Here is a 20179-nt window from a genome sequence, read left to right as displayed (position 1 = left end):
CAGAGGGGGGCGCTAAGCTGCTGTTTTGTTGAGGCCAAGGGCTGATGCAAATCTGTTGCACGGCAGCAATTTCTTTTGCTATTGAAAACAATTCTCAATAAAATGAGAATACTTCGCAAACTCATTTTGTTTTTGATTGTAGTTTCATGCTCAGCCTTCGCGCCTTGAACCCTGGTTTTACCCCCTTGCTGCTGGTTTGCGGTGCCCACGCGCTTGCCTTGGGCGGGTTAGCCATGGGCATGGATAGGCCCTTGCCTATCAAGCCGCCCGAGGTAATCACGGCTGTCGTGCTACCCCAGCCCATGCCCGTTGTGGCGCCCCCCAGCGAGCCCACCCCGCAGCCGCCCAAGCCCCAGCCTATCGTCCGGCCCAAGCCTACGCCTACGCCTACGCCGCTGCCGCCGATCAAGCAGGCGCCACCTGCACCCAATGCCATTACGGCGCCCCCGGTCGAGCCGACACCGCCGGTCGAGGTGGCCAAGGCCGAGCCTGCAGCAGCACCTGAGCCCGCACCGGCACCCATCGTGCCGCCGTTGAGCAATGCCAGCTATCTCAATAACCAGGCACCGGCCTATCCGGCCATGTCGCGCAAGCTGGGCGAAGCGGGGCGGGTAGTGCTGTCGGTGTATGTGCTGGCCGATGGCTCGGTGGGCGATATCAAGCTCAAGCGCACCAGCGGTCACGACCGCCTGGATGACGCCGCCTTGGCAGCCGTCAAGCGCTGGCGCTTTGTGCCAGCCAAGCAGGGTGATGCCGCCATCCCCTATCGCTATGACCTGCCCATCAATTTTTCGCTGGACGCCTGATTTGCCCAATACGGTGGCAGGTACACGCCGTACCCGCCACCTGATCTGTTACACCGGAGACTTCTTGGTATGAACCCCAACCATTTCAGCCTTGCCAATATGTGGGCGCAGGGCGATTTCGTGACCCGCAGCGTAGCCATCGCCCTGCTGCTGATGTCTATCGTGTCGTGGTACGTGATTGTGACCCGCGCCTTGCGCCAGATGCAGCAGCGCCGCATGGCCCACGCCGCAACGGCCGAGTTCTGGCACGCCCAGTCGTTCTCCGAAGGCCTGCACCTGCTGGACGGCACGCGGGAGGACAATCCTTTCCGCAACCTGGCGGAAGAAGGCCGCGATGCCGTGGCGCATCACCGCGACAGCCAAGGCGATCTGCACGGCCAGCTGACCCTGAGCGACTGGGTGACCAGCTGCCTCAAGCGCGCCATTGATGAATCGGTAGAGCGCATGCAGTCCGGCCTCTCCATCCTGGCCTCGGTCGGCTCCACCGCCCCCTTCGTGGGCCTGCTGGGCACGGTCTGGGGCATCTTTCATGCCTTGGTCAGCATTGGATTCTCGGGCCAGGTGAGCATAGACAAGGTGGCAGGCCCGGTGGGGGAGTCGCTGATCATGACGGCCTTCGGCCTGGTGGTCGCCATCCCAGCGGTATTGGGCTACAACGCGCTGACCCGTGGCAACAATGCCTTGCTGGGCCGTATCAACCGCTTTGCCCACGACCTGCATGCCTACTTTGTCACCGGCGCACCGGCAGTACGTACCGAGCCGGGCGGCAAGCCGGTGCTGACCAGCGTCAAGCCCAGCCACGCAGAGGGGCGCTGATCATGGCCTTCGGCAGCGGCAACTTCGATGGCCCCAGCGGCGGCGGGGTGATGAGCGAGATCAACATGACACCGCTGGTGGACGTCATGCTGGTGCTGCTGATCATCTTCATCATCACCGTGCCGGTGATCACCCATTCGGTGAAGCTGGATCTGCCCAGGGCCGACAATACCCCCAATGAGATCAAGCCCGAGACGGTGACCATCGCCGTCACCCAGGACGGCGCCATACACTGGAACGAAGCCGTGGTCGCCAAGGCGGAATTCGAAGCCAGGTTGGCCACACTGGCCAGGCAGCAGCCCCAGCCCGAGGTGCATATCCGGGCCGACCGCAAGGTGGAATATGAGCATGTTGCCCAGGTCATGGCAGCGGCGCAGCGGGCCGGTGTGCACAAGCTGGGCTTTGTGACCGAGCCGGGGCAATAGCATGATCATGGCCGGCCTGCTACTGCTGGGTGTTGCCTTGGGAGTAGGCTGGCTGGCTTGGCGGGTAGACCCCTGCCTGCGCTGCAGCTACCGCCGGCAGGGCGGTTGCGCTGCGGATACCTGCACCAAGGTGCCGTCGGTGGGCAGGCTGCATACGGTGGTGGTGCATAGGCGTTAGCTGGGGTGATGGGGTGCTTGAAGGTTGGCCTCACCGTCGAGTGGCAGCGCAATGCGTAAGGGCGGTGCGGATACCAGAATCCGGCACCGCCTTTTTGCTGTGCTGCGCCTACTTGTTGCTCAAGTCCTTGTAGGCGGCGGGTACGTTCAGGCCGGGGTGTACCCAGCCAAACAAGGCGTAGCCTGCGAACTCTGGCATGGCGACCTGCTTGACTGTCTGTTCCAGGCTAAGGCCCTGCGCTACGGCGGCCTTGACCTGGGCATGCACGGTGGCCAGGTAGTCGATGTGCCACTTCAGGTCTTCCTTGGCCAAGGGTACGCCATGGCCGGGGACGATGCGTGCATCGGCCGGCAGGAAATCGTAGACGCGGCGCAGCGTGGCCAGTGTGGCTTCCAGCTTGCCGTCCAGCAGCCAGGGCAGGGCCGGCTTGCTGGCGATGATTGCGTTGCCGGCCCACAGGACCTTGGCCTGGGGTTCCCATACCCACAGGTCGCCGCCGGTCTGGGCAAAGCCGAAATCCATTACGTCTACGGTCTTGCCCCCAAGGTCCAGGCTGACTGTGCCGCCAGCGGGTACCAACACATCGCCGGTACGTGCCTTGATCTCCTCGATACCTCGGCCGGTGCCGAAGTGCTTGATCATGAAGGCCTTGTCGTCGGCCAGGTGATGATCCATATAGCGTCGGGTATGGGCATGCTGCACGACGACGGTACCGGCAGGCAGATACATATTGCCGTAGGCATGGTCGCCGTGTGCGCTGGTGTTGACGGCGTAGAGCAGCGGTTTCTTGCCCAGTTTCTGGCTGAGTGCCTGCACTTGCGTGTTGAGGCGCTGGTTGAGCATGGTCTCGACCAGCAGCGCCCCCTTGCTGCCCACGATGAGGCCGCCGCTGGTGGCGGCTGCACCCCCCTTGGCGTTCAGCTCGCGGGCATTGTCGGCATAGAAGGCATAGGTGCCATCGCCCAGCTTCTCGCTCACCATCTGCACGGTGTTGCCATCCCAGATGGGCTCGGCGGCGTGGGCCGTGCCCACCGCAAACAGTACGGCAAGGGTGGTGCTGATCAGATTGTGTTTCATGTTGGTCTCCAGCTCTGGTTGGGATGGCTGCATTCTATGTTTTCGATATTTGCAATAGAATTGCCAATAACAAAAAGCTGAGTTTGCAAAAATGCAAGAAGTGGAAGACCTGAACGATCTGCGCCTGGTTGCCTGGATAGGGGAAAGTGGCTCGCTGGCTGGGGCCGCCAGGCGTATGGGGGTGAACCATGCCACGGTGTTCCGGCGGCTGAATCAGCTGGAGGGCCGCCTTGGCGTGCGGCTGTTCGAGCGCAGCGGTGGTCGCTACCACGCTACTGCGGCAGGGGATGAGCTGATACGGGCGGGGGCCGAGATGGACAGTACGGCTACCCAGGCCTTGTTACGAGTGGCAGGGCGAGATATGCGCCCCAGCGGGCAGGTGCGTATCTCCACCACAGACACCATAGCCCTTGCGCTGCTGCAACCCATCATTGCGCAGTGCCGACGGCAGTATCCGCAGATCAGCCTGACGGTAGAGGTCGATAATCGCTCGGCCAATCTATCGAAGCGTGATGCCGATATCGCCATCCGCCCCACCTCGCAACCGCCTGATTACCTGATAGGTAAGCGTATCGCACCGCTGGACTTTTGCGTTTACGGTGCGCGGCCCTATCTGGCTGCCACTACAGCGCTGGCGCCAGATGAGCATGCGTGGATTGCGCTGGACGATACCTACAGCGGCCACCGCACCCTGCGCTGGCTGGCTGCGCGCCAGCCGCTGGAGCAGGTGGGCTACCGCACCAGCAGCTTTGGCCTGGTGCGGGAAGCCTGTATCCACGGCCTGGGTTTGGCGGTACTGCCCTGCATACTCGGTGATGCCGCTACCTCACTGCAGCGGGTGGGGGAGCCCATACCCGAGTGCGCAACGGCCCTCTGGCTGCTGATCCACCCCGATTTGCGCGAGACGATGCGTATCAAGGTGGTGTTTCAGCTACTGCAACAGACCCTGGGGAGCGCAATGGCGGGTTAGCTGCCAGGCGCTATCCGGTTGCCCTGGCGCCTGTGCAGTTGCGCATACCCCAACACCGATTTCAGTTCGTGTCTTAGAGCCTGTTCAAAGTCTTTTCGCCGTGTCGCTGATCTGGAAAAAGGCCAGGCACAAGGCGTGGTGCGCAGGCAATAACCAGTTATTGCCAAGCGCCACAACGCAGTGGATGGCCGTTTTCCAGATCAGCCCTACGGGTTCGCAGCCTTGCCGGCGAATGGCGGCGTTGCAAGCCGCTTACGGTACCCGTACCGCTGCGCGGCTTGCGCCTTGCCCTTCATCCGGCAAGGTTGCGAACGACGCGGCGAAAAGTCTTTAAACAGGCTCTTAGCGCAGCACGCAATCGTTGGTTGGCTGCGGTTGGCAGATTTTGGCGTCGTCTATGGTGTAGGTGGCTTGCTGCAGTAGCTGGGCCAGGTTGCGTTGGGGGTGGGCGCCGCAGATGGTGCGCTGCTGGCCGCACAGGTCGCGGGGGTCGGCCATGCAGTGTTCCAGTTGCGGGAGCTTGCCGGCCCAGCTGCTGGGCAGGCTGGCTGCCCGGCCACCGATGAAGACCGCGAGGGTCTGGCGCAAGGCGCTGTGTTCCAGGACGGCGCCGAGCGAGGGGCGGGCTTCGGTATCGAACAGGACGAAATCGGCCTGCTCGCCCACGGCCAGTTTGCCGAGTTGGCCCTGCAGGCCGACGGCGGCTGCGGCGTTCTCGGTCATCATGCGGTGGATGTCGGCGCCGCTGAACAGGCTTTGCAGGCTGTCGCGGTTGTAGCGGGCCAGGCAGCGGGCTTCGTCCAGTTCGGTCAGCGAGCCGGAGGGCGACCAATCGGTGCCCAGGGCGATATTGACGCCGGCCTGCTTGAACTCGGCCAGAGGAGCTGTGCGGCCATAGAGCTGGAAGTTGGAGCGGGGCGAGGCGACGACGGCGACTTTCTGCTCGGCCAGGCGCTGCAGTTGTGGGCCGGCGACCGCCACTGCGTGGATGAAGGCGCTGGGGCTGGCTTTGTCGCGTATGGCGTCCAGTACGCAATCGATCTCATGTCGGGCGCCGTCGTTGGTGCCTTCTCCTACGTGGGGCACATAGGGGTGGGCGGGGTCGAACTTGATCTGGGCGAGCTGCTCGCGGGTGCAGGGGGCCAGCGGCCATTGCATGCTGCGGGCATCGTTGAGCGGGAAGGTGTTGTCGGTGACGGGCTTGCCTGCAGGCGTGGCCAATTGGCCGTCTACCAGCTTGAGATTGCGCAGGAACACGCGGTAGTCCTTGGCGCCTGCCAGGGCAGTAGTGCCGCTGAGGGCATGCCTCAGCATGGCGCGTTCGGATACCTCGGTACGGGCCTGGGGGTCTTTGGGGGCGTCGCCTTCAAAACCACGCTCGGCCGGCAGTAGCTTGCGCCACTCGTGCCGATGCTGCCAGGTGAGCTTGGGCGGCTGTGGCGGTTGCTGATAGCTGTAGTCGATATGCTCGTGCAAGTTGATCAGGCCGGCAGATAGCAAGGCGCCGGGGCAGTCGACCACGACGGCATCGTCGTTGGCAACTTGGCAGCCGGTAGCTTCTATCTTGCCATCGCTGCCTACACGCAGGGCGCCACCGATATAGAGCTTGCCATCGCTGATGAGGTTGGCCCGCCAGACCTGCTTGCTGCCTGCGCCCGACAGCTGGCAACTGGCGGCAACCCCGGCATAGCGCGGCGCACAGACTTCGACGGGATAGCCCGATCCATCCAGGCGGCTGCCGGGCTGGCTGGTCGATAGATTGGCGCAGCCGGTGAGGATGGCCGCTGCGAGGGGGAGGAGCAGGTACTTCATGCGCGAGTCTCGTGAATTGCAATTGCTGCGCATGATGCCAACAAGCGTGCGCCAGTGCGAATGCAAGCTAGGGTTGGGGCGGGATGTGTGGCGTGGCGGCGTCTGGGCTGGGTTGAGTGCGGACGCTGGTGGTCGCTGTCAGTCGTGCTGGCTCAGGCTGACCAAAGCGCTGGTAAGTGAGGGGCAGCCAGAGCCCAAAGGACAGAAGGTGCATGCAAGCCCGGCGTGCAGGCACCCTCAATGCAATGGCTAGGCGGCTGTTGGGTCAGGAAATCCACCGCATTTTCTGATTGAGAACGCTACCATGTTCTTCGAATACGATCTCGAAACCGTAGCCACAACGACCGGCCCAATGGACCTGAATGTTCATAGTGTTCTCCTTGTCATCAACCGAGAACGCGATAAAAGGAACACGAACTATCTTTGCACTTGGATCTTTCACTAGCACCCCATCCTTCAAGCACCAAGACTCAAGTGCGACGTTCTTGAATGGAAACGCCATATCGTCAACTTCAAGTCGGTCAAACCGAGAGACCGGCACAAGATTCGCCTCGAAGTTTTGGCCCATTTCCGACCAAGCTCGTTCGATCCAGTGTTGTGCGTATGAGAGCGTGGACGACATATGGCACCTAGTGTTTCTTGAGGACTTGAAGGACGAGCATGTGACCGCTTTTGGGAGGGTTCTCGACCTTCCGCTTCTGGCCGAGACGTGACATAGCAATTTCGATCTGGCTGGAAGCGTATCAACCGCAAGCTGCCATCACCAGCGCGGCATTCTTGAAGCGCTGAGAATGCGTCGGTGTAGGTGGGCAGCTACCCCGGAATCTGAAGACTGTCCAGGTATTGCCACTCTCCGCCCGCCAACCAGCTAGTGTATATCCGATAGCGGTGTGTGCTTGGCCTTGGGGTCGACATCCTGGCCCATGGCGCGGATGAGGGTGTCCAGTTGGGCGTGCAGCGCGTGCAAGACGGCGGGGTCGAGCTTTTCCAAGGCGTCGGGCAGGAGTCCGCGCAGCGGCTGCGGGGCACGTTGATAGACGGCCAGGCCTTGCTCGGTAGGGTGCAGCAGTACCGCGCGTTGATCCTGCTGGCTGCGCTCGCGCCGTATCAAGCCTTGGCGCACCAGGTCTTCTATCAGATTGCTGGCGGTGGATTGATGTATGGCCATGGCGCGGGCCAGTTCGGTAACCCGTTGGCCTGGCTGCTGGGCAATACGAGCCAGGGCCCAGAGCTGCGAACCAGAGATGCCGCATTGCTTCTCTACCGACTGAAAATGCTTGCGCACGGATTGGAAAATCAGCCGGAACTGTTGCAGTACTTCTACATCCAGAGGGTGGTCGGGGCGAGGCATTGGCTTGCGCCGTAGTAAGGGAATGGGCGGATTCTAGAGCTTGCGGCGAACTATTTCACCAAGAGCCGGTGGGGGATGGGCGGGCACAGAAAAAAACAGCGCCCGGAGGCGCTGGTGGAAGCTGCTCTGTTCGCTGCCGGCCTGGGCCGGAGTTCGCAGGGCTAAAACTAGCATGCCTGTATACATTTACACAAATGTATATGGACGGCGTGGTTTTATCCACAAAGCCCATTACTTCTACCAGTAGGGCCTGGCCGGCGGTTGTGGCAGGATGATGCGCGCTATTTTCCTTTTAGATATCGGGTACTTGGCTGGGTACCTCGCGATTTCCAAGCGGCTGGCATAGGGTGCTTCCCGATTTTTCTGGCGAGAATTATTTTCGTCAAAATATTGATTTGTCATGATCTCTCAACTAAGGTTTTGCCTATCGGTCGCTTGGTAGAGATAAAGCGTACCGATGTAGTACCCATAAAAACTTAAGGAGAAATCATGAGTGTGAAACATCTGGCCCGACGTTGCCTGGTAGGTGCTGCTTGCCTGCTGGCATTGGGTGTACAGGCGGAAGACCTGAATGCAGTCGCTACACCGGTAGACCTGGTAAAGCGCCAGGCTGCACATGAAGTATCGCAATTGCTGAACGACCCGGATTTTGCCGCCAGCCTAGCGCAGCGGATGAAGGTCGAAGCCAAACCAGGGCAGGCCAAGGCCGCGTCGCTGCGGAATGTGCTGGCCCAGTATGAGCGGGTACAGCGCTTTGCCGGCAAGCAGGTGGTCAACAGCCAGGGGCTGAAGCGGCTGGATCAGGAGGCGCTGCGCCACAAGGGTCTGCAGGGCTATAGCGATGGCTTGCTGCAAGTGCGGCTGTACCAGCCCACGGCCAGCACCGAGGTCAGCCTGGCTAATACCCTGGTGGCCTTTGAGCCCGCTGGCGACGACAAGCAATGGAAGGTGATCGAAGCCTACGACCGCCAGGGCAATGTGCACCGCTTCGATGCCCGATCGGCACCGAATGTGCCGGTGCTGGTGGCCGACATCGATGCCCGCGAAGACATGCGTGCCGGCCTCAAGCTGATCAACCAGGCTTTGCGTCAGCATGGCATGCAGACCGCGCCGGGCAAGCTGGCCCAGCAAGCACGGGCGCAGGCTGGTGGCTATGTCGATACCGCCAAGCTGGACCGTATCTCGGTCAAGGATGACCAGGAACCCTGGATCTCGGGTGCGGCCGAGGTGTACGCGCTGGTGTCGGGCGTACAGCCAGACCAAGCCAAGGCGCAGATCGTGGCGGTAGACATGCCTTACCTGGATTACTCGGGCACCACCTACAACCCCAACCAGATCCTGATCCAGTGGGCGGATTTCCGTTATGCCGCAGCCAATGTGCTGTTCTACGAGCATGACGACAATACCAACTACAAGGACCTGGTACTGGCGCTGACCTCGGGCGTGGAGAAGATACTGGGTGTGTTCAAGCCGGAGTTCGCCATTATCGCGACGGTAGCCAATGCCATTGTGCAAGCCATGCCCAGCCACTGGTTCGCCAATGACGACGACTATATGGACGCGTTCTACACCCTGGAAAAGAACCGTGCCTATACCGATTGGGCGGGGGTAGGCGGCAATGTGGTGATGACGCTGACGCCGTATCGCTTGAACGAGCAATAAAACCGCTGTTGCGGTGACGCTGGTTTGCGCCTTGCCTGCTGGTATGCGGGCAGGGTGATGGAAACCCCTCTCTGGATGGAGAGGGGTTTTTACTTTTGGGTAGGGGACACAAGCGCGCTAAACCGACGATTTCTGGCAGCCTTCCACTCCTCAGGAAAGTCTTCATCTCCCTGAGAAAGCGCGGTCACTGCCGGTTTACAGCACTAATTGCCCATTCAGCGGAAATGTACGCCATTTCCGGATTATCCAGGACATAGCTATATCATGTGGCGTTGGCGATCTCGCTTGCCAGCTTTTCAATGGTCCAAATCTCAAATGGCACGCCGACTAGCGCCTTAGCCTCTGCTACAAGAATGGGATGAGCTATTCCAGCCCGGCTCCAATCGATCTTTTGGTCATGCGAGATAAGTACTGCTAGGTCGAAATCATGACCGGCAGCTTTGGCCTTTTGAAGCCCAGTTAATAGATCAACCCAAATAAAAAAATCGCCGTCTCCTTCGTCTTTAAATCCAGGTGGGGTTTTTGTCTTCTTGCGCTGAGCTGCAATCTCACGAAATTTTAGCCTTGGTGCATAAGGTACAAGAGCTTTCTTCTGCAGCATCTCTAAGAGGGCTAGTGTTTTACGTACGGTGCCTTCCTCATAGATGTGCCCATGTTCCGCACTGAACTTTTCAAGTAGCTCATCGATTTGGGCGGCATAATCGCCAAAATTTTTATCAACTTTCCCAAAGTCTGCCTTCAGCGAATCAAACTTCTTTCTTAGGCCTGATGTTACAGTATCTACTGCTTGGAGCTGATTATTCCAGAATTCTTGGATAGCTTGGCCAGGAAGAATCAATGGCGCAGAATGAGTCGCGCTGAGGTAGTCGATGATGTCCACACTTTTCGCATGCCCGCTAAGGCGCAAGAAAACATTTGCGTCTAGGCCAATCGCAGTGCGCCCCAAGAGGGTAGCCGTATGCGATGGACGCAAAGCGTAGACTAAGGCATCTAAAGACTCGATCGCAGTTCGTCGATCAAGAACATTAAATAGGCTTACTTGTTCAGGTAAATTTTCCTGAAAATCGGCCTTATCAGTACCAAACATCGCCAGCGACCTTAGCCAATTCCTTACCGACCTGTTCAATCGCGGCAGCGTCCCACTCATTAATTTCCCCCAATTTGCTCGCCCATTCGCCATGAATTGTAGAAGATAGCATGTGCTCAATGAAACCTTGCCAATCAGTAGCGGCTTTATGTCTACGATCTAGTGTCGAGAGGATCGTGTTGCCGATGGTGGCGGCCCAAAATGCCCCGTCCTCCTCGCTCATGCCATTCCATTGAGGTGCTTGGCGTGTCCAAATGAAGTGAAGCGTGCCTGTGGGATCCGGTGTAATGCTATTCGCGAGAATTGATCGGCGAAGAAATGTGAGTACACCCTTATTGAAGGATCGTTTGCAGATTTGATCAACGAATTCTTGCCTGGTCGGATTCAAGTCTTTCAGGTCGTCTACAAGCGACTTCCAATTTCCGGTTTCATGCACCCTTCTCGCAGCCTCACCCAATCTTCTTTCAACATTCCCAGTGCCAAGGTTCCCAACAACGATTCGACGTAGTACTAGTTGTAGAACATATTTCATCCCACTTAGGGAGTCAGGCACATTAGAGACGGCCAAAAGAATTGGTCGGACTGCAATTACGCCTAAACTGTTGAGTGCTCCGAAGACTTTTAGTGCTTCTGGTTCAGCAGGCCCAGCAAGAGAGGGGTCAATCATCTGCATATATAAGGGCAGATGATTTTCTAGCAACTCTATCAACTTGGTCGGTGCCGGAGGGTGTTTATCGGAATTGGCAGTACGTTGTGCAAGAAAGCCAAACAAGTCCTTTGGTAATATGTGCCCGCTCTGCACTGTAACCACGTGCCTGATATATTGAACGAAAGAGTTTGATCCAACGGGCGAGAACTGGCATGAGATTGAATGCCATTGCTTATAACGGGCTTCGCGCTCCAGTGGTGCGGTCTGACTCAGAACATAGTTCTTAAGTAGGTCGGCTGTTGTGAGCTCTCTACCCCTAGTATTGATAACTTCAAAAACTTGGTACGCGGAAGCAGGGTCCGGGTGTACAAAAACTGCAAAATAAACTCTGTGCGTTAGAAACTCGGTCCACTTGCCTAGCCGCTTGAATGGATCGGATTTGAGATCGTCTCTCAGTTTTTCGCGTAGGTATCTGTATGAATGAACCATTCGGCTAGATACGGATCCTTCTTCTCCTGTATCCACTGGCGGCTGTCCGGTGGAGAGAATTGACTGAAGGGTTTCATTATCTGCTTGATCAGTCAGCCTTACACGCGGATCTGTCTGATCTGTCGCATAGTCTATAGAGCGAAGAAAGTCAGCTTGTATGCGGTCCGCCAGCGCTTTCCGATCTCGTTCTACGGCTTCGAAATAAAGCGCATTTGCTAGTAATGTAAGCGTAACCAAGCGCTGCTGCCCATCTACGACGTGTTTTCTTTTTTCTTCGTCGGTTAGGATTATAAGACCAAGGAAGTACGACTCTGCTTCTATGCTATTGCGTAAGTCGCTCCAGAACTCTGAGACCTCATCTTCCTGCCACGAATACTCGCGCTGGAACGGGGGGATATCAAATGTTGAGCTGGAAAGTAGGGCGCCAGCACTGCTAGCGGAGGCATTTAGTGGCGTTTGCACTGTGAAGGGCTTTCGTTCCTTAGGTGATAAACCTTAGCATGGATCGCGATGACAACCCAACCTGATAACTTGTCGGTGACGTGTCGCTTCTGGCGTTAGTAGCGATTTGTAACCTGCCGCTTAACCCGAGACCGCACGAAGGTCAGCAACGGGTAGAAAATATGCGCTCAGGTGCAACGAAACCGGGCGTCGAAAGGCGCCCAGGCCTCAAAGCCCTCTTTCTGCCTCTGACTGGCCCCATCTTACAGAGCAACCAATGACCGTTTCTGCCGACAAGCGGCCAACGATTCATCACTAGCCCCCCAATCAGCAATGTACACATGAAAAATCTGCGGCACGATCTTGAGCGGCAAGAACGCGTAATCAGTTCAAGCAGAATCCGCACCGTACCCACGTATTGTCCGCTGCACGCACCTGCTGCGCGTGCCAGCGCTCAAAGCTGCCCAGGCAAAGGCAGCGGCGTGCCACTCTTGACGGTGCGTATGGCGAAGTTGCTGGTGATGTCCTGCACCATGCTGAGCGCCTGCAGTTTGCGCACCAGTTTTTCGTAATCGGGCAGATCACGCACCACGACTTCCAGCAGGTAATCGAATGCGCCCGAGACCACGTGGCAGGCGATCACCTCGTCCATGGTGGTGACGGCTTCTTCAAACAGCCTGACGGCATCTTCGCGGTGGTGCATGAGCCGTACGTTGACGAATACCGTGGTGGCCAGCTGCAGCAGCTTGCGGTTGAGTACGGCGCGGTAGCTGCTGATGATGCCGCTGTCTTCCAGCCGTTTGAGCCGGCGTGCGCAAGGGGAGGGCGAGAGTGCAACGCGCTCGGCCAGTTCTACCGTGCTGAGCCGGCCCTCCTGTTGCAGCAACTGCAGCATTTGCCTGTCTATGCGATCCATGGTTTAGGTGATCTTGGTGGTTTCCACTCATATTGTGGGGTTGATTGGTGGATATTGCCAATATTGCTGAGTGCCTATGTGAACTATGCCCATAAACACCCAGGCTTGCGGCGGATAATTTGCGCATTCCCCGCCCCGCTGGAGTTCTGCCATGACTACCCCTGTCGATGCCCGATTGACGCTACCTGCCGGTGGCCTGGTCGACACCCTTGATGCGCAGCGTCGTGGCGTTATGCTGGGGGTGGCTGCGCTGGTGGTGACGGTATTGATCTGGGCGGGTTTCTTTTTGTCGCTGCGCGCGGGTGCGCGTGCCAACCTGGCACCGGATGAACTGGCGCTGGTGCGTTTTGGTCCGGCGGGGCTGGTGTTTCTGCCGGTGTTGCTGCGGCAGTGGCGGCGTATTGCGGCCGTGCCCCTGCGCCATCTGCTGGGCATACTGGCGGGCAGTGGCTTGCCTTATTTTCTGGTGGCGGGCATGGGCATGCGGCACGCGCCGGTCAGCGATGGGGCTACCCTGATACCGGGCACCTTGCCGCTGTTCGTGGCGGCCATCTCCGTATTGCTTTACGGCCAGGCCTGGGCCAGCGTCAAGCTGCGGGCGCTGGGCTTGATTGCGGCTGGCGTGGTGCTGATGTTGTTGCTCAATCATGGCAGTGGCGATATCTGGCAGGGCTATGGCCTGTTTCTGCTGGGTAGCTTGATGTGGGCCAACTTCACGGTGTCGCTCAAGCAGTCTGGCCTGAGCCCCTGGGAAGGGGCGGCTGTTATCTCTTGTGGCTCGCTGGCCTTGCTGGCTGTCTGGCTGTTGATGCACCCGCCCGTCGGCTTGCTGGCCCTGCCGGTGGCGTCGCTGGGTTTCCATGTCGCGGTGCAGGGTTTGGGGGTGGGCTTGCTCTCCACGCTTTGCTACGCCTATGCCATTGCGCGTTTAGGTGCTGGCCGGGCTGCGGCGGCGGGCGCTTTGACGCCGGTCGTTGCGTCGGTGCTGGCGCTGCCCTTGTTTGGCGAAGTCCCCACGCTGGCCTCCCTGCTGGGCATGGGCTTGATCGTGGCTGGCGTGGTGTTGACTCACCGTTTGTCCCGATAGGGTTGGCGCGGCTGCCAGCCCATACTCTCTAAGCGCCACGAACAAAACCTTCTGGCGTTGTTGTGCAAGCTTGTCGTACCCACGTACTGTCTGCTGCGCGCTTGCGTGTTTCTTACCTATTTTTACTTGGAGTCACCCATGTTCCAGAATCTGAGCCCTGCGGCTGTTGATCCGATATTGTCGGTAGCCGAGGCTTTCCGCGCAGACGGCCGTACCCACAAGCTGGATCTGGGCGTGGGGGTGTATCGCGATGCAGCCGGCAATACGCCGGTGATGGCGGCGGTGCGCGAGGCGGAACAGCAGCTTGCGGCCAATCAGCCCAGCAAGAGCTATGTGGGCCTGGCGGGCAATCTGCGCTTCAACCGTTGCGTGGAGCAACTGGTGCTGGGGCAGGAGGCAGATGCCAGCGCCTGGGTGACCATACAGACGCCTGGCGCCAGCGGTGCCTTGCGCCTGGTGGCAGACCTGATTGCCGCCAGCCGGCGCCATGCCAAGATCTGGATCAGCGACCCCAGTTATGTGAACCACGCCCCCATCATGCAGGCTGCTGGCCTGGGTGTTGAACGCTATCCCTATCTGGATGCCGCAACTGGCACCCTGCGGCGCGAGGCCTTTCTTGAGGCGGTGGCAGGCCTGGGCCAGGATGATGTGCTGCTATTGCATGGCTGCTGCCACAACCCCAGTGGCCTGGACCTGACCCTGGCGGATTGGCAGGCGATTGCCACCATGGCGCAGGCGCAGGGATTTTTGCCGTTTGTTGATATGGCCTACCAGGGCTTTGGTGATGGGCTGGAACAGGATGCAGCCGGTTTGCGGGTATTGGCTGCGGCTTGCCCCGAGATGCTGCTGGTGTACTCGTGCTCCAAGCATTTTGGCCTGTACCGCGAGCGTACTGGCGCGGCCATGGTGAAATCGGCGCAACCTGCCTTGGTGCGCGGTAAGTTGTTCGAACTGGCGCGGCGCAGCTACACCATGCCGCCGGACCATGGTGCCGAGATCGTGGCCATGATCATGGCGTCTGATGATTTGCGGGCCAACTGGCAGGCCGAACTGGAAGCCATGCGCCTGCGCATGCTGGCTAGCCGCGACAAGCTGGCGACGGCATTGGCGCAGCGCGGCCTGGCGGCAGACTATCTGCGCCAGCACAAGGGTATGTTCTCCATGTTGCCACTAAGCGAGGCGGCTATTGCACGGCTGCGCGATGAGTTTGCCATCTACCTGGTGGCAGGTGGCCGCATCAATCTGGCGGGCCTGGATGAGAGCCGTATAGATGAGCTGGCCGATGCAGTTGCGCGGGTTAGCCTGGCGGCCTAGTTGCCGATGGGGCCTGGAGGTGCTGTCTTAACAGGGCCCTCAGGCTATCGTGGGGGGCGAAGGCCCTGACGATATCGCTGCTGCGCCAGCTGGTGCTTTCCAATACCACCATGCTGGTCTGGCTGGCCGGATAGTAGCTGAGGGTGGCGATATAGCCTGCGGTATAGCCGCTATGGCTGTATTCGAGCAAGCCATCGGCCTGGCTGATCTGCAAACCCAGGCCATAAGCCAGCGTACCCCAGCGATGTGGCCGCTGGCTGCTGGGGGTGACCATGGCGCGGTAGCTGGCCGACGAGAGTAGTTTGCCCCCGTGCAGGCAGGCTTGCCACCGTACCAAGTCATCGGCACTGGCAACGATGCCGCCGGAAGCGACCGAAGTGGCGCCTTTAGCTGGCTGCAGTGCGCCATCCTCTTGCTCCTGCAAGCCGGGCTGCCTGGGCTGCTGGTCTTGCACGGCGGCGCTGTGCATGCCACATAGGCGGAATACGTCCTTGGCCAGCTGCTCATAGCTTTGCCCGCTGCTGCTGGCCGCAACATGGCCCAGCAGGTCGTAAGCCCGATTGGAATAGGCAAACTGGCTGCCTGGCGGGGTGCTGGGTGGGCCAGCTTCACCTGTCAGCCCTGCTGTGTGATCGAGCAGCTGGCGCAAGGTAACCTGGCTACGCCAGGCAGGGTCGAGCTGCGGAAGGTACTTGCCTACCGGTGCATCCAGCTGGGCGCGGCCGGCATCCACCTCGCGCAGGACGATGGCTGCGGTGATCTGTTTGGTCAGCGAGCCAATGACAAAGCGCGGCGGTAGATCTGCAGCGGCGAGTTGCTGGTATTGCCATTGGATGGCACCCGCCTGGCTGATCAGGGCTACGCCCCGGAATGGCCGGTCTGGCAATTGGGCCAGGGCGGCGGTATAGGGTGGCACTGGGTGGGTAGCCAGCGCCAGTGGGCTGATCAGTGCAAGTAGCATGGTAGGGGCTTGTGGGGTGATAGGGTGCAGAGTCTCGGCTACGCATACGGCCAGTGCCACCGTCACCACTGCAACCGCTGTAACGTCCTTGGTGCGGACATGGCTGTTCTTTTTTGAAAAGGCGTTTGTCTGCATCGTAATGTTTCTGGATGCGGCTTTTTCAGATTATGCTGATGGAGAGAGCCATTCATCCCTGCATAGCATGCGAACTCAACCCAAAGGCCGGCCATGAGCCGCGATAAGCGTACAGCCCGCCGCGTTCCGGTAGCTTGTCCCGCCCGTATCCGCACGCTGGATATCGGGCCGAGCTATTACGGTACCTGTACTGACCTTTCTGTTGGCGGCCTCACGATACATAGCAACTTCGTGCCCCGCCACGACGAGGAGCTTGAGGTGACAGTGATGCCGCCGCGCAACGGTGGCAAGGCGGTACCGCCGATGACGGCCAGGGTGAAGGTACGTCGCTGCCATGAGATCGAGGCTGGGCTGACCTATGAAATTGGCCTGGAGATTGTCCAGATACTGACCTGAAGTGTTGGGCGGCTTGCACAGAAAACAAAACGGCGACATTAGGTCGCCGTTTTGCTGTCTGGCATTAGCGCTGCCAGGCGTGTGACAGAGAGGCTTATTCGGTGCGGAATACTGCCAGCGTGCCATCGAGCTGCTGTGAGGTCTCACCCAACTGGCGCGCTGCCTCGCCCATGCCCTCGGCCTTGTCGCGATTGGCCTGCATGGTGGCGTTCAGCGCCAGCAGCGCCTCCCGTATGGCATCGACCGATTGCCGGGCGGCATCGGCGTCCTGGGCGCTTTCACCGACCACCCCGCTGGTCTGGGACATCAGCTCGGCTGTGCTGGCGATAGCGGCATCTACCGTACCGGAGGCGGCCACCAGGCCATCTATCTGGCGTGCCTGATCGTCAACCTGCTTGCTGGTGGCTTCGATGGTGGACAGGATGCGGCTGACCATCTCGTTGGTCTTGCCCAGGGTCTCCTTGGTTTGCCCTGCGAGCTTGCGTACTTCATCCGCCACAACGGCAAAGCCACGGCCCATTTCACCGGCACGGGCGGCTTCGATGGCCGCATTCAGCGCCAGCAGATTGGTCTGCTCAGAAATATCGGCAATGGTGCGAAGTATGCCGGTGATCTCGCGGACATTGCCCGACAGTGTCTTGAAGGCACCGGTGAACTCACGATTGGCCTGGGCGCCGGCTTCGATCTGGCCAGTCATGGTGTCGATTTGCTGGCGGGCGTTGCCCAGCTTGGCTTCCACCTTGCCTATCTCGGCCCGCAGGCTATTGGCACGCTCGGCCGACTGGGCGGTGACGCTGGCGATCTCGTCGGCGCGATGGGTAACCACGTCCAGGCCCTCGGCGGCTTGTATGGTGTCGCTGGAAATGGCGGCAGTCTGTTCGACAAACTCGGTGGAGATGCGCGCATTGCCGCCTGAGGCTGACTTGGCTTCGCCCAGTGCCTGCCGGAAGCTGGCCATCAGTTCGTTGAGATTGCGGGCGATATGGCCCAGCTCATCGCCATGGCTGGCATCGACATGCAGGGTGAGGTTCTTGTCGCGGGCGATGGTATCGATGGTCTGGCTGATGGCCTGTACCCGCCTGACGATGATGCCTACCAGCAGGTACGACACCAGCATGCCCAGGATGAAGCCCAGGGCACCAATGGCAACCGAGTAGAGGAAGGTGGTGGCCAGTTCCTTGCCGACATGGTCTACCCTGACATCGGCGCCGATCAGATAGACCTTGCCGCTCTCTGTCTTGAAGGGCACCAGGACCGCCCGCAGGGGGCCATTGGCGTCATAGTCGGCATAGCTCTCCTTGCCCTGGCTCAGGGCGGCCTTGGCGGCCTGGGGGGCGCTGGTGAAGCTGGCAAAGTGCTTGTGGTAGGTGTCCTTTTTCTTGTCCTCGGCGCTGAAGCCGTCGGCCAGGTAAACCAGCTTGCCGTCGCTGCTGCCAACAAAATACAGGTAGCTCAGGCCTACCTTGTCGGCCAGCTGTCTCAGCTTCTCGCCTACCCGGGTGTATTCGGTATCGGATATCCCGCCCGCCGAACTACCGCGTGAGATATAGCTGTCGCCCACCAGATCGGGCGCTGCGCTGGCTGCGGCGACCAACTTGCCATCGATGCCGGCCAGTACGGTCTGCGACTTGAGGTAGTAGGCGTAGCCGGTATAGAGCGCGCCGGTGATGAAGTTGGCGACAAAGAAGATGGCCAGCAGCTTGAACTTGAGAGAGCGGTTGCGCAGCGACCAGCCCCCGGGCTTGGCGGCAGGTAGGTGGGGGAGCTTGAAGGTCCATTTCAGTGGCTTGCGCATCGGCTTGTTCTCCGCGTTGACTCGGCTTTTTTATGAGGAAACTATAAGCGATAGCCGATATCCTGGCAGCTATACTGCGTCACTTCCCCGCTTCCTGACTCTAGTTATGATGTTTTCTCCTGCTGTGCAACTGCTGGATACCCCAAGCCCGCTGGCCTGGCGCCTGTTCTTTGTGGCGGGCAAATTATTGCTGCCCGCAGTCGAGGGGGCGGCGTTGGCACCGGTGCCTGTACTGGATTTCGAACCGGCGGCGAGTAGCCGGCACTATCTGGGCAGGCTGGATGGCCTGGATTGCTGGGCCATCACCCTGCTGGATGTGCCGGACGGCTGGCAGCCCATGGCCTTGCGCGCAGCCATGATGCAGATGCCGGCAGCGTTGCTCAGCCTGGCAGTACGTGCGGCACAGATCGTGGAGTGGGACAGGACTCACCGCTACTGTGGCGCCTGCGCCACGCCAACCGAGCACAAGCCTGGCGAGCGGGCGCGCGTCTGCCCTAGTTGCGGCCAACTGGCCTACCCCCGCCTGAGCCCTGCCATGATGGCCTTGGTGTGGCGGGAGGGTGAGCTGTTGCTGGCGCGCTCGCCGGGGTTTACACCGGGCATTTACAGCGCGCTCGCGGGCTTTGTGGAGCCGGGCGAAACACTGGAGGAGTGCGTGGTGCGTGAAGTGGAGGAGGAGGTGGGTCTGCAGGTCAGCGATCTACGCTATTACGGCAGCCAGAGCTGGCCTTTTCCCCATAGCTTTATGCTGGCCTTTACCGCGCGCTGGGTAGGGGGCGAAATCGTGCCACAGGCCGGGGAGATAGAGCATGCTGCCTGGTTTCCGCTGGACGGCCTGCCGGGCATACCGCCGCGTTTCAGCATAGCGGGACACCTGATACGCGATACGGTGGCCGCCATGCAAGGGAAGGCGGGCTGATGGACGTGACGCTGGTGACGGCTGGCCCCTATCTGGCGGCACAGCCTGATGACTGGTATGTCAGCCAGATACACCATGAAGAGCGCTTGCTGGCAACGGCGCTGGCCGCGCTGGGCCTGCAGTGCCAGCGCGCAGACTGGGCTGATGGCCAGGTGGACTGGCGCCAGACTCGCTGTGCGGTGCTGCGTTCTACCTGGGACTATTTCCATCGTTACGATGCCTTTTCGTCCTGGCTGGCGGGTGCCGACGGCCAGACCATGCTGCTTAACCCTTTGCCACTGCTGCGCTGGAATATCGACAAGCACTACCTGGCCGATCTGGCACAGGCTGGTGTGGCGATCGTGCCTACCCGTTTCGTGGCACGGGGAGAAACGGCCAGTCTGGCGCAGCTGGCGGCAGAGCAGGGCTGGGATGCCGTGGTGTTCAAGCCGGCCGTGTCTGGCAGTGCCCGATTGACCTACCGTGCCACTGGCCCGGAGCTGCAGGCGCTGCAAGCTGTCTTTGCGGCCTGTGTGGCTGCCGAGGGCATGCTGCTGCAGCCATTCCAGCCTGAGATACTTGCACTGGGCGAGGTGTCGCTGATGGTGATGGATGGCCGTTACACCCACGCCATACGCAAATCGCCCAAGGCGGGGGATTTTCGGGTGCAGGACGACCATGGGGGCACGGTTCAGCCCTATGTGCCGAGCAGGGCTGAGGTGGACTTTGCCGAAGCCGCCGTTGCTGCCTGCCCAAGCCTGCCGGCCTATGCCAGGGTGGATTTCGTGGTGACAGCAGCAGGCTGCCGCCTGATGGAACTGGAGCTGATAGAGCCGGAGTTGTTCCTGCGCTTCCATCCCCCTGCGGCTGATGCACTGGCGGCGGCCATTGCCCGGCGATTGGCCAATTAGCTG

The 20179-nt window shown here is 60.0% G+C and carries 20 protein-coding genes; 11 read left to right on the top strand and 9 right to left on the bottom strand.

Annotated elements, in window-relative coordinates:
- The first annotated feature begins 146 nt into the window (after positions 1-146).
- From V7714_RS06955 to V7714_RS06940, 4 genes are all read left to right on the top strand, one after another.
- Positions 147-806 carry an energy transducer TonB gene (locus tag V7714_RS06955; protein WP_335709059.1) on the top strand — a complete coding sequence of 220 codons (660 nt, stop codon included), beginning with the start codon at positions 147-149 and terminating at the stop codon, positions 804-806.
- Positions 807-875: 69 nt separating this feature from the next.
- Positions 876-1622, top strand: coding sequence for a MotA/TolQ/ExbB proton channel family protein (locus tag V7714_RS06950; RefSeq protein ID WP_335709058.1), 747 nt, complete (start codon positions 876-878; stop codon positions 1620-1622).
- Positions 1623-1624: 2 nt separating this feature from the next.
- Positions 1625-2047 (top strand): ExbD/TolR family protein, encoded by a 423-nt coding sequence (locus tag V7714_RS06945; protein WP_290332051.1) that lies wholly within the window; start codon positions 1625-1627, stop codon positions 2045-2047.
- 7 nt (positions 2048-2054) lie between these two features.
- A complete protein-coding gene (locus V7714_RS06940) occupies positions 2055-2225 on the top strand; it encodes a hypothetical protein (RefSeq protein WP_335709057.1) in 171 nt (56 codons plus the stop codon).
- Between the two features lie 108 nt (positions 2226-2333).
- On the opposite strand, the gene V7714_RS06935 is transcribed toward V7714_RS06940, so the two are convergent.
- Positions 2334-3302, bottom strand: coding sequence for an MBL fold metallo-hydrolase (locus V7714_RS06935; protein ID WP_335709056.1), 969 nt, complete (start codon positions 3300-3302; stop codon positions 2334-2336).
- Positions 3303-3393: 91 nt separating this feature from the next.
- On the opposite strand from V7714_RS06935, the gene V7714_RS06930 reads away from it, so the two are divergent.
- Positions 3394-4272 (top strand): LysR family transcriptional regulator, encoded by an 879-nt coding sequence (locus V7714_RS06930; RefSeq protein WP_335709055.1) that lies wholly within the window; start codon positions 3394-3396, stop codon positions 4270-4272.
- A 342-nt stretch (positions 4273-4614) separates the two neighbouring features.
- Here the strand turns inward: V7714_RS06930 and V7714_RS06925 are convergent, their stop codons facing one another.
- The 3 genes from V7714_RS06925 to V7714_RS06915 all read right to left on the bottom strand — a co-directional run bounded on the left by V7714_RS06925 (position 4615) and on the right by V7714_RS06915 (position 7435).
- Positions 4615-6084, bottom strand: coding sequence for an amidohydrolase family protein (locus V7714_RS06925; RefSeq protein ID WP_335709054.1), 1470 nt, complete (start codon positions 6082-6084; stop codon positions 4615-4617).
- A 265-nt stretch (positions 6085-6349) separates the two neighbouring features.
- Positions 6350-6706 (bottom strand): hypothetical protein, encoded by a 357-nt coding sequence (locus V7714_RS06920; protein ID WP_335709053.1) that lies wholly within the window; start codon positions 6704-6706, stop codon positions 6350-6352.
- 246 nt (positions 6707-6952) lie between these two features.
- A complete protein-coding gene (locus V7714_RS06915) occupies positions 6953-7435 on the bottom strand; it encodes a MarR family winged helix-turn-helix transcriptional regulator (protein ID WP_335709052.1) in 483 nt (160 codons plus the stop codon).
- Between the two features lie 489 nt (positions 7436-7924).
- Between V7714_RS06915 and V7714_RS06910 the strand changes: the two genes are divergently transcribed.
- Positions 7925-9097, top strand: coding sequence for a DUF3103 family protein (locus V7714_RS06910; protein WP_335709051.1), 1173 nt, complete (start codon positions 7925-7927; stop codon positions 9095-9097).
- Positions 9098-9359: 262 nt separating this feature from the next.
- On the opposite strand, the gene V7714_RS06905 is transcribed toward V7714_RS06910, so the two are convergent.
- From V7714_RS06905 to V7714_RS06895, 3 genes are all read right to left on the bottom strand, one after another.
- Complete coding sequence (locus V7714_RS06905; RefSeq protein WP_335709050.1) at positions 9360-10184, bottom strand: PIN-like domain-containing protein; 825 nt, start codon at positions 10182-10184, stop codon at positions 9360-9362.
- Positions 10171-11784 (bottom strand): DUF262 domain-containing protein, encoded by a 1614-nt coding sequence (locus V7714_RS06900; RefSeq protein WP_335709049.1) that lies wholly within the window; start codon positions 11782-11784, stop codon positions 10171-10173. The genes V7714_RS06905 and V7714_RS06900 overlap by 14 nt, the downstream gene beginning before the upstream one ends.
- Before the next feature lie 433 nt (positions 11785-12217).
- The gene (locus tag V7714_RS06895) at positions 12218-12679 is read right to left on the bottom strand and encodes an Lrp/AsnC family transcriptional regulator (RefSeq protein WP_290331859.1); all 462 of its coding nucleotides are present in this window, start codon (positions 12677-12679) and stop codon (positions 12218-12220) included.
- Positions 12680-12830: 151 nt separating this feature from the next.
- On the opposite strand from V7714_RS06895, the gene V7714_RS06890 reads away from it, so the two are divergent.
- Entirely contained in the window at positions 12831-13766 is a 936-nt protein-coding gene (locus tag V7714_RS06890) for a DMT family transporter (RefSeq protein ID WP_335709048.1), read from the top strand.
- A 138-nt stretch (positions 13767-13904) separates the two neighbouring features.
- Positions 13905-15080, top strand: a complete 1176-nt coding sequence (locus V7714_RS06885) for an amino acid aminotransferase (protein WP_335709047.1) — start codon at positions 13905-13907, stop codon at positions 15078-15080.
- Here the strand turns inward: V7714_RS06885 and V7714_RS06880 are convergent.
- Positions 15064-16176, bottom strand: coding sequence for a serine hydrolase domain-containing protein (locus tag V7714_RS06880; protein ID WP_335709046.1), 1113 nt, complete (start codon positions 16174-16176; stop codon positions 15064-15066). The genes V7714_RS06885 and V7714_RS06880 overlap by 17 nt on opposite strands.
- Positions 16177-16269: 93 nt before the next feature.
- Between V7714_RS06880 and V7714_RS06875 the strand changes: the two genes are divergently transcribed.
- A complete protein-coding gene (locus V7714_RS06875) occupies positions 16270-16572 on the top strand; it encodes a PilZ domain-containing protein (protein ID WP_290331855.1) in 303 nt (100 codons plus the stop codon).
- Positions 16573-16666: 94 nt separating this feature from the next.
- Here V7714_RS06875 and V7714_RS06870 read toward each other — a convergent pair whose 3' ends face one another.
- Positions 16667-18367, bottom strand: coding sequence for a methyl-accepting chemotaxis protein (locus V7714_RS06870; protein WP_335709045.1), 1701 nt, complete (start codon positions 18365-18367; stop codon positions 16667-16669).
- 106 nt (positions 18368-18473) lie between these two features.
- Between V7714_RS06870 and nudC the strand changes: the two genes are divergently transcribed.
- On the top strand, positions 18474-19286 hold the full coding sequence (gene nudC, locus V7714_RS06865) for an NAD(+) diphosphatase (protein WP_335709044.1): 813 nt from the start codon (positions 18474-18476) through the stop codon (positions 19284-19286).
- Entirely contained in the window at positions 19286-20176 is an 891-nt protein-coding gene (locus V7714_RS06860; RefSeq protein ID WP_335709043.1) for an ATP-grasp domain-containing protein, read from the top strand. Before nudC ends, V7714_RS06860 begins: the two co-directional genes overlap by 1 nt.
- Positions 20177-20179 lie beyond the last annotated feature (3 nt).

Origin of the sequence: Chitinimonas sp. JJ19, from assembly GCF_036961565.1 — a bacterium.
In the GTDB taxonomy this organism is placed as follows: domain Bacteria; phylum Pseudomonadota; class Gammaproteobacteria; order Burkholderiales; family Chitinimonadaceae; genus Chitinimonas.
The sequence above is the reverse complement of the archived record's forward strand: the minus strand, read 5'-3'. Positions and strand labels throughout refer to the sequence as shown.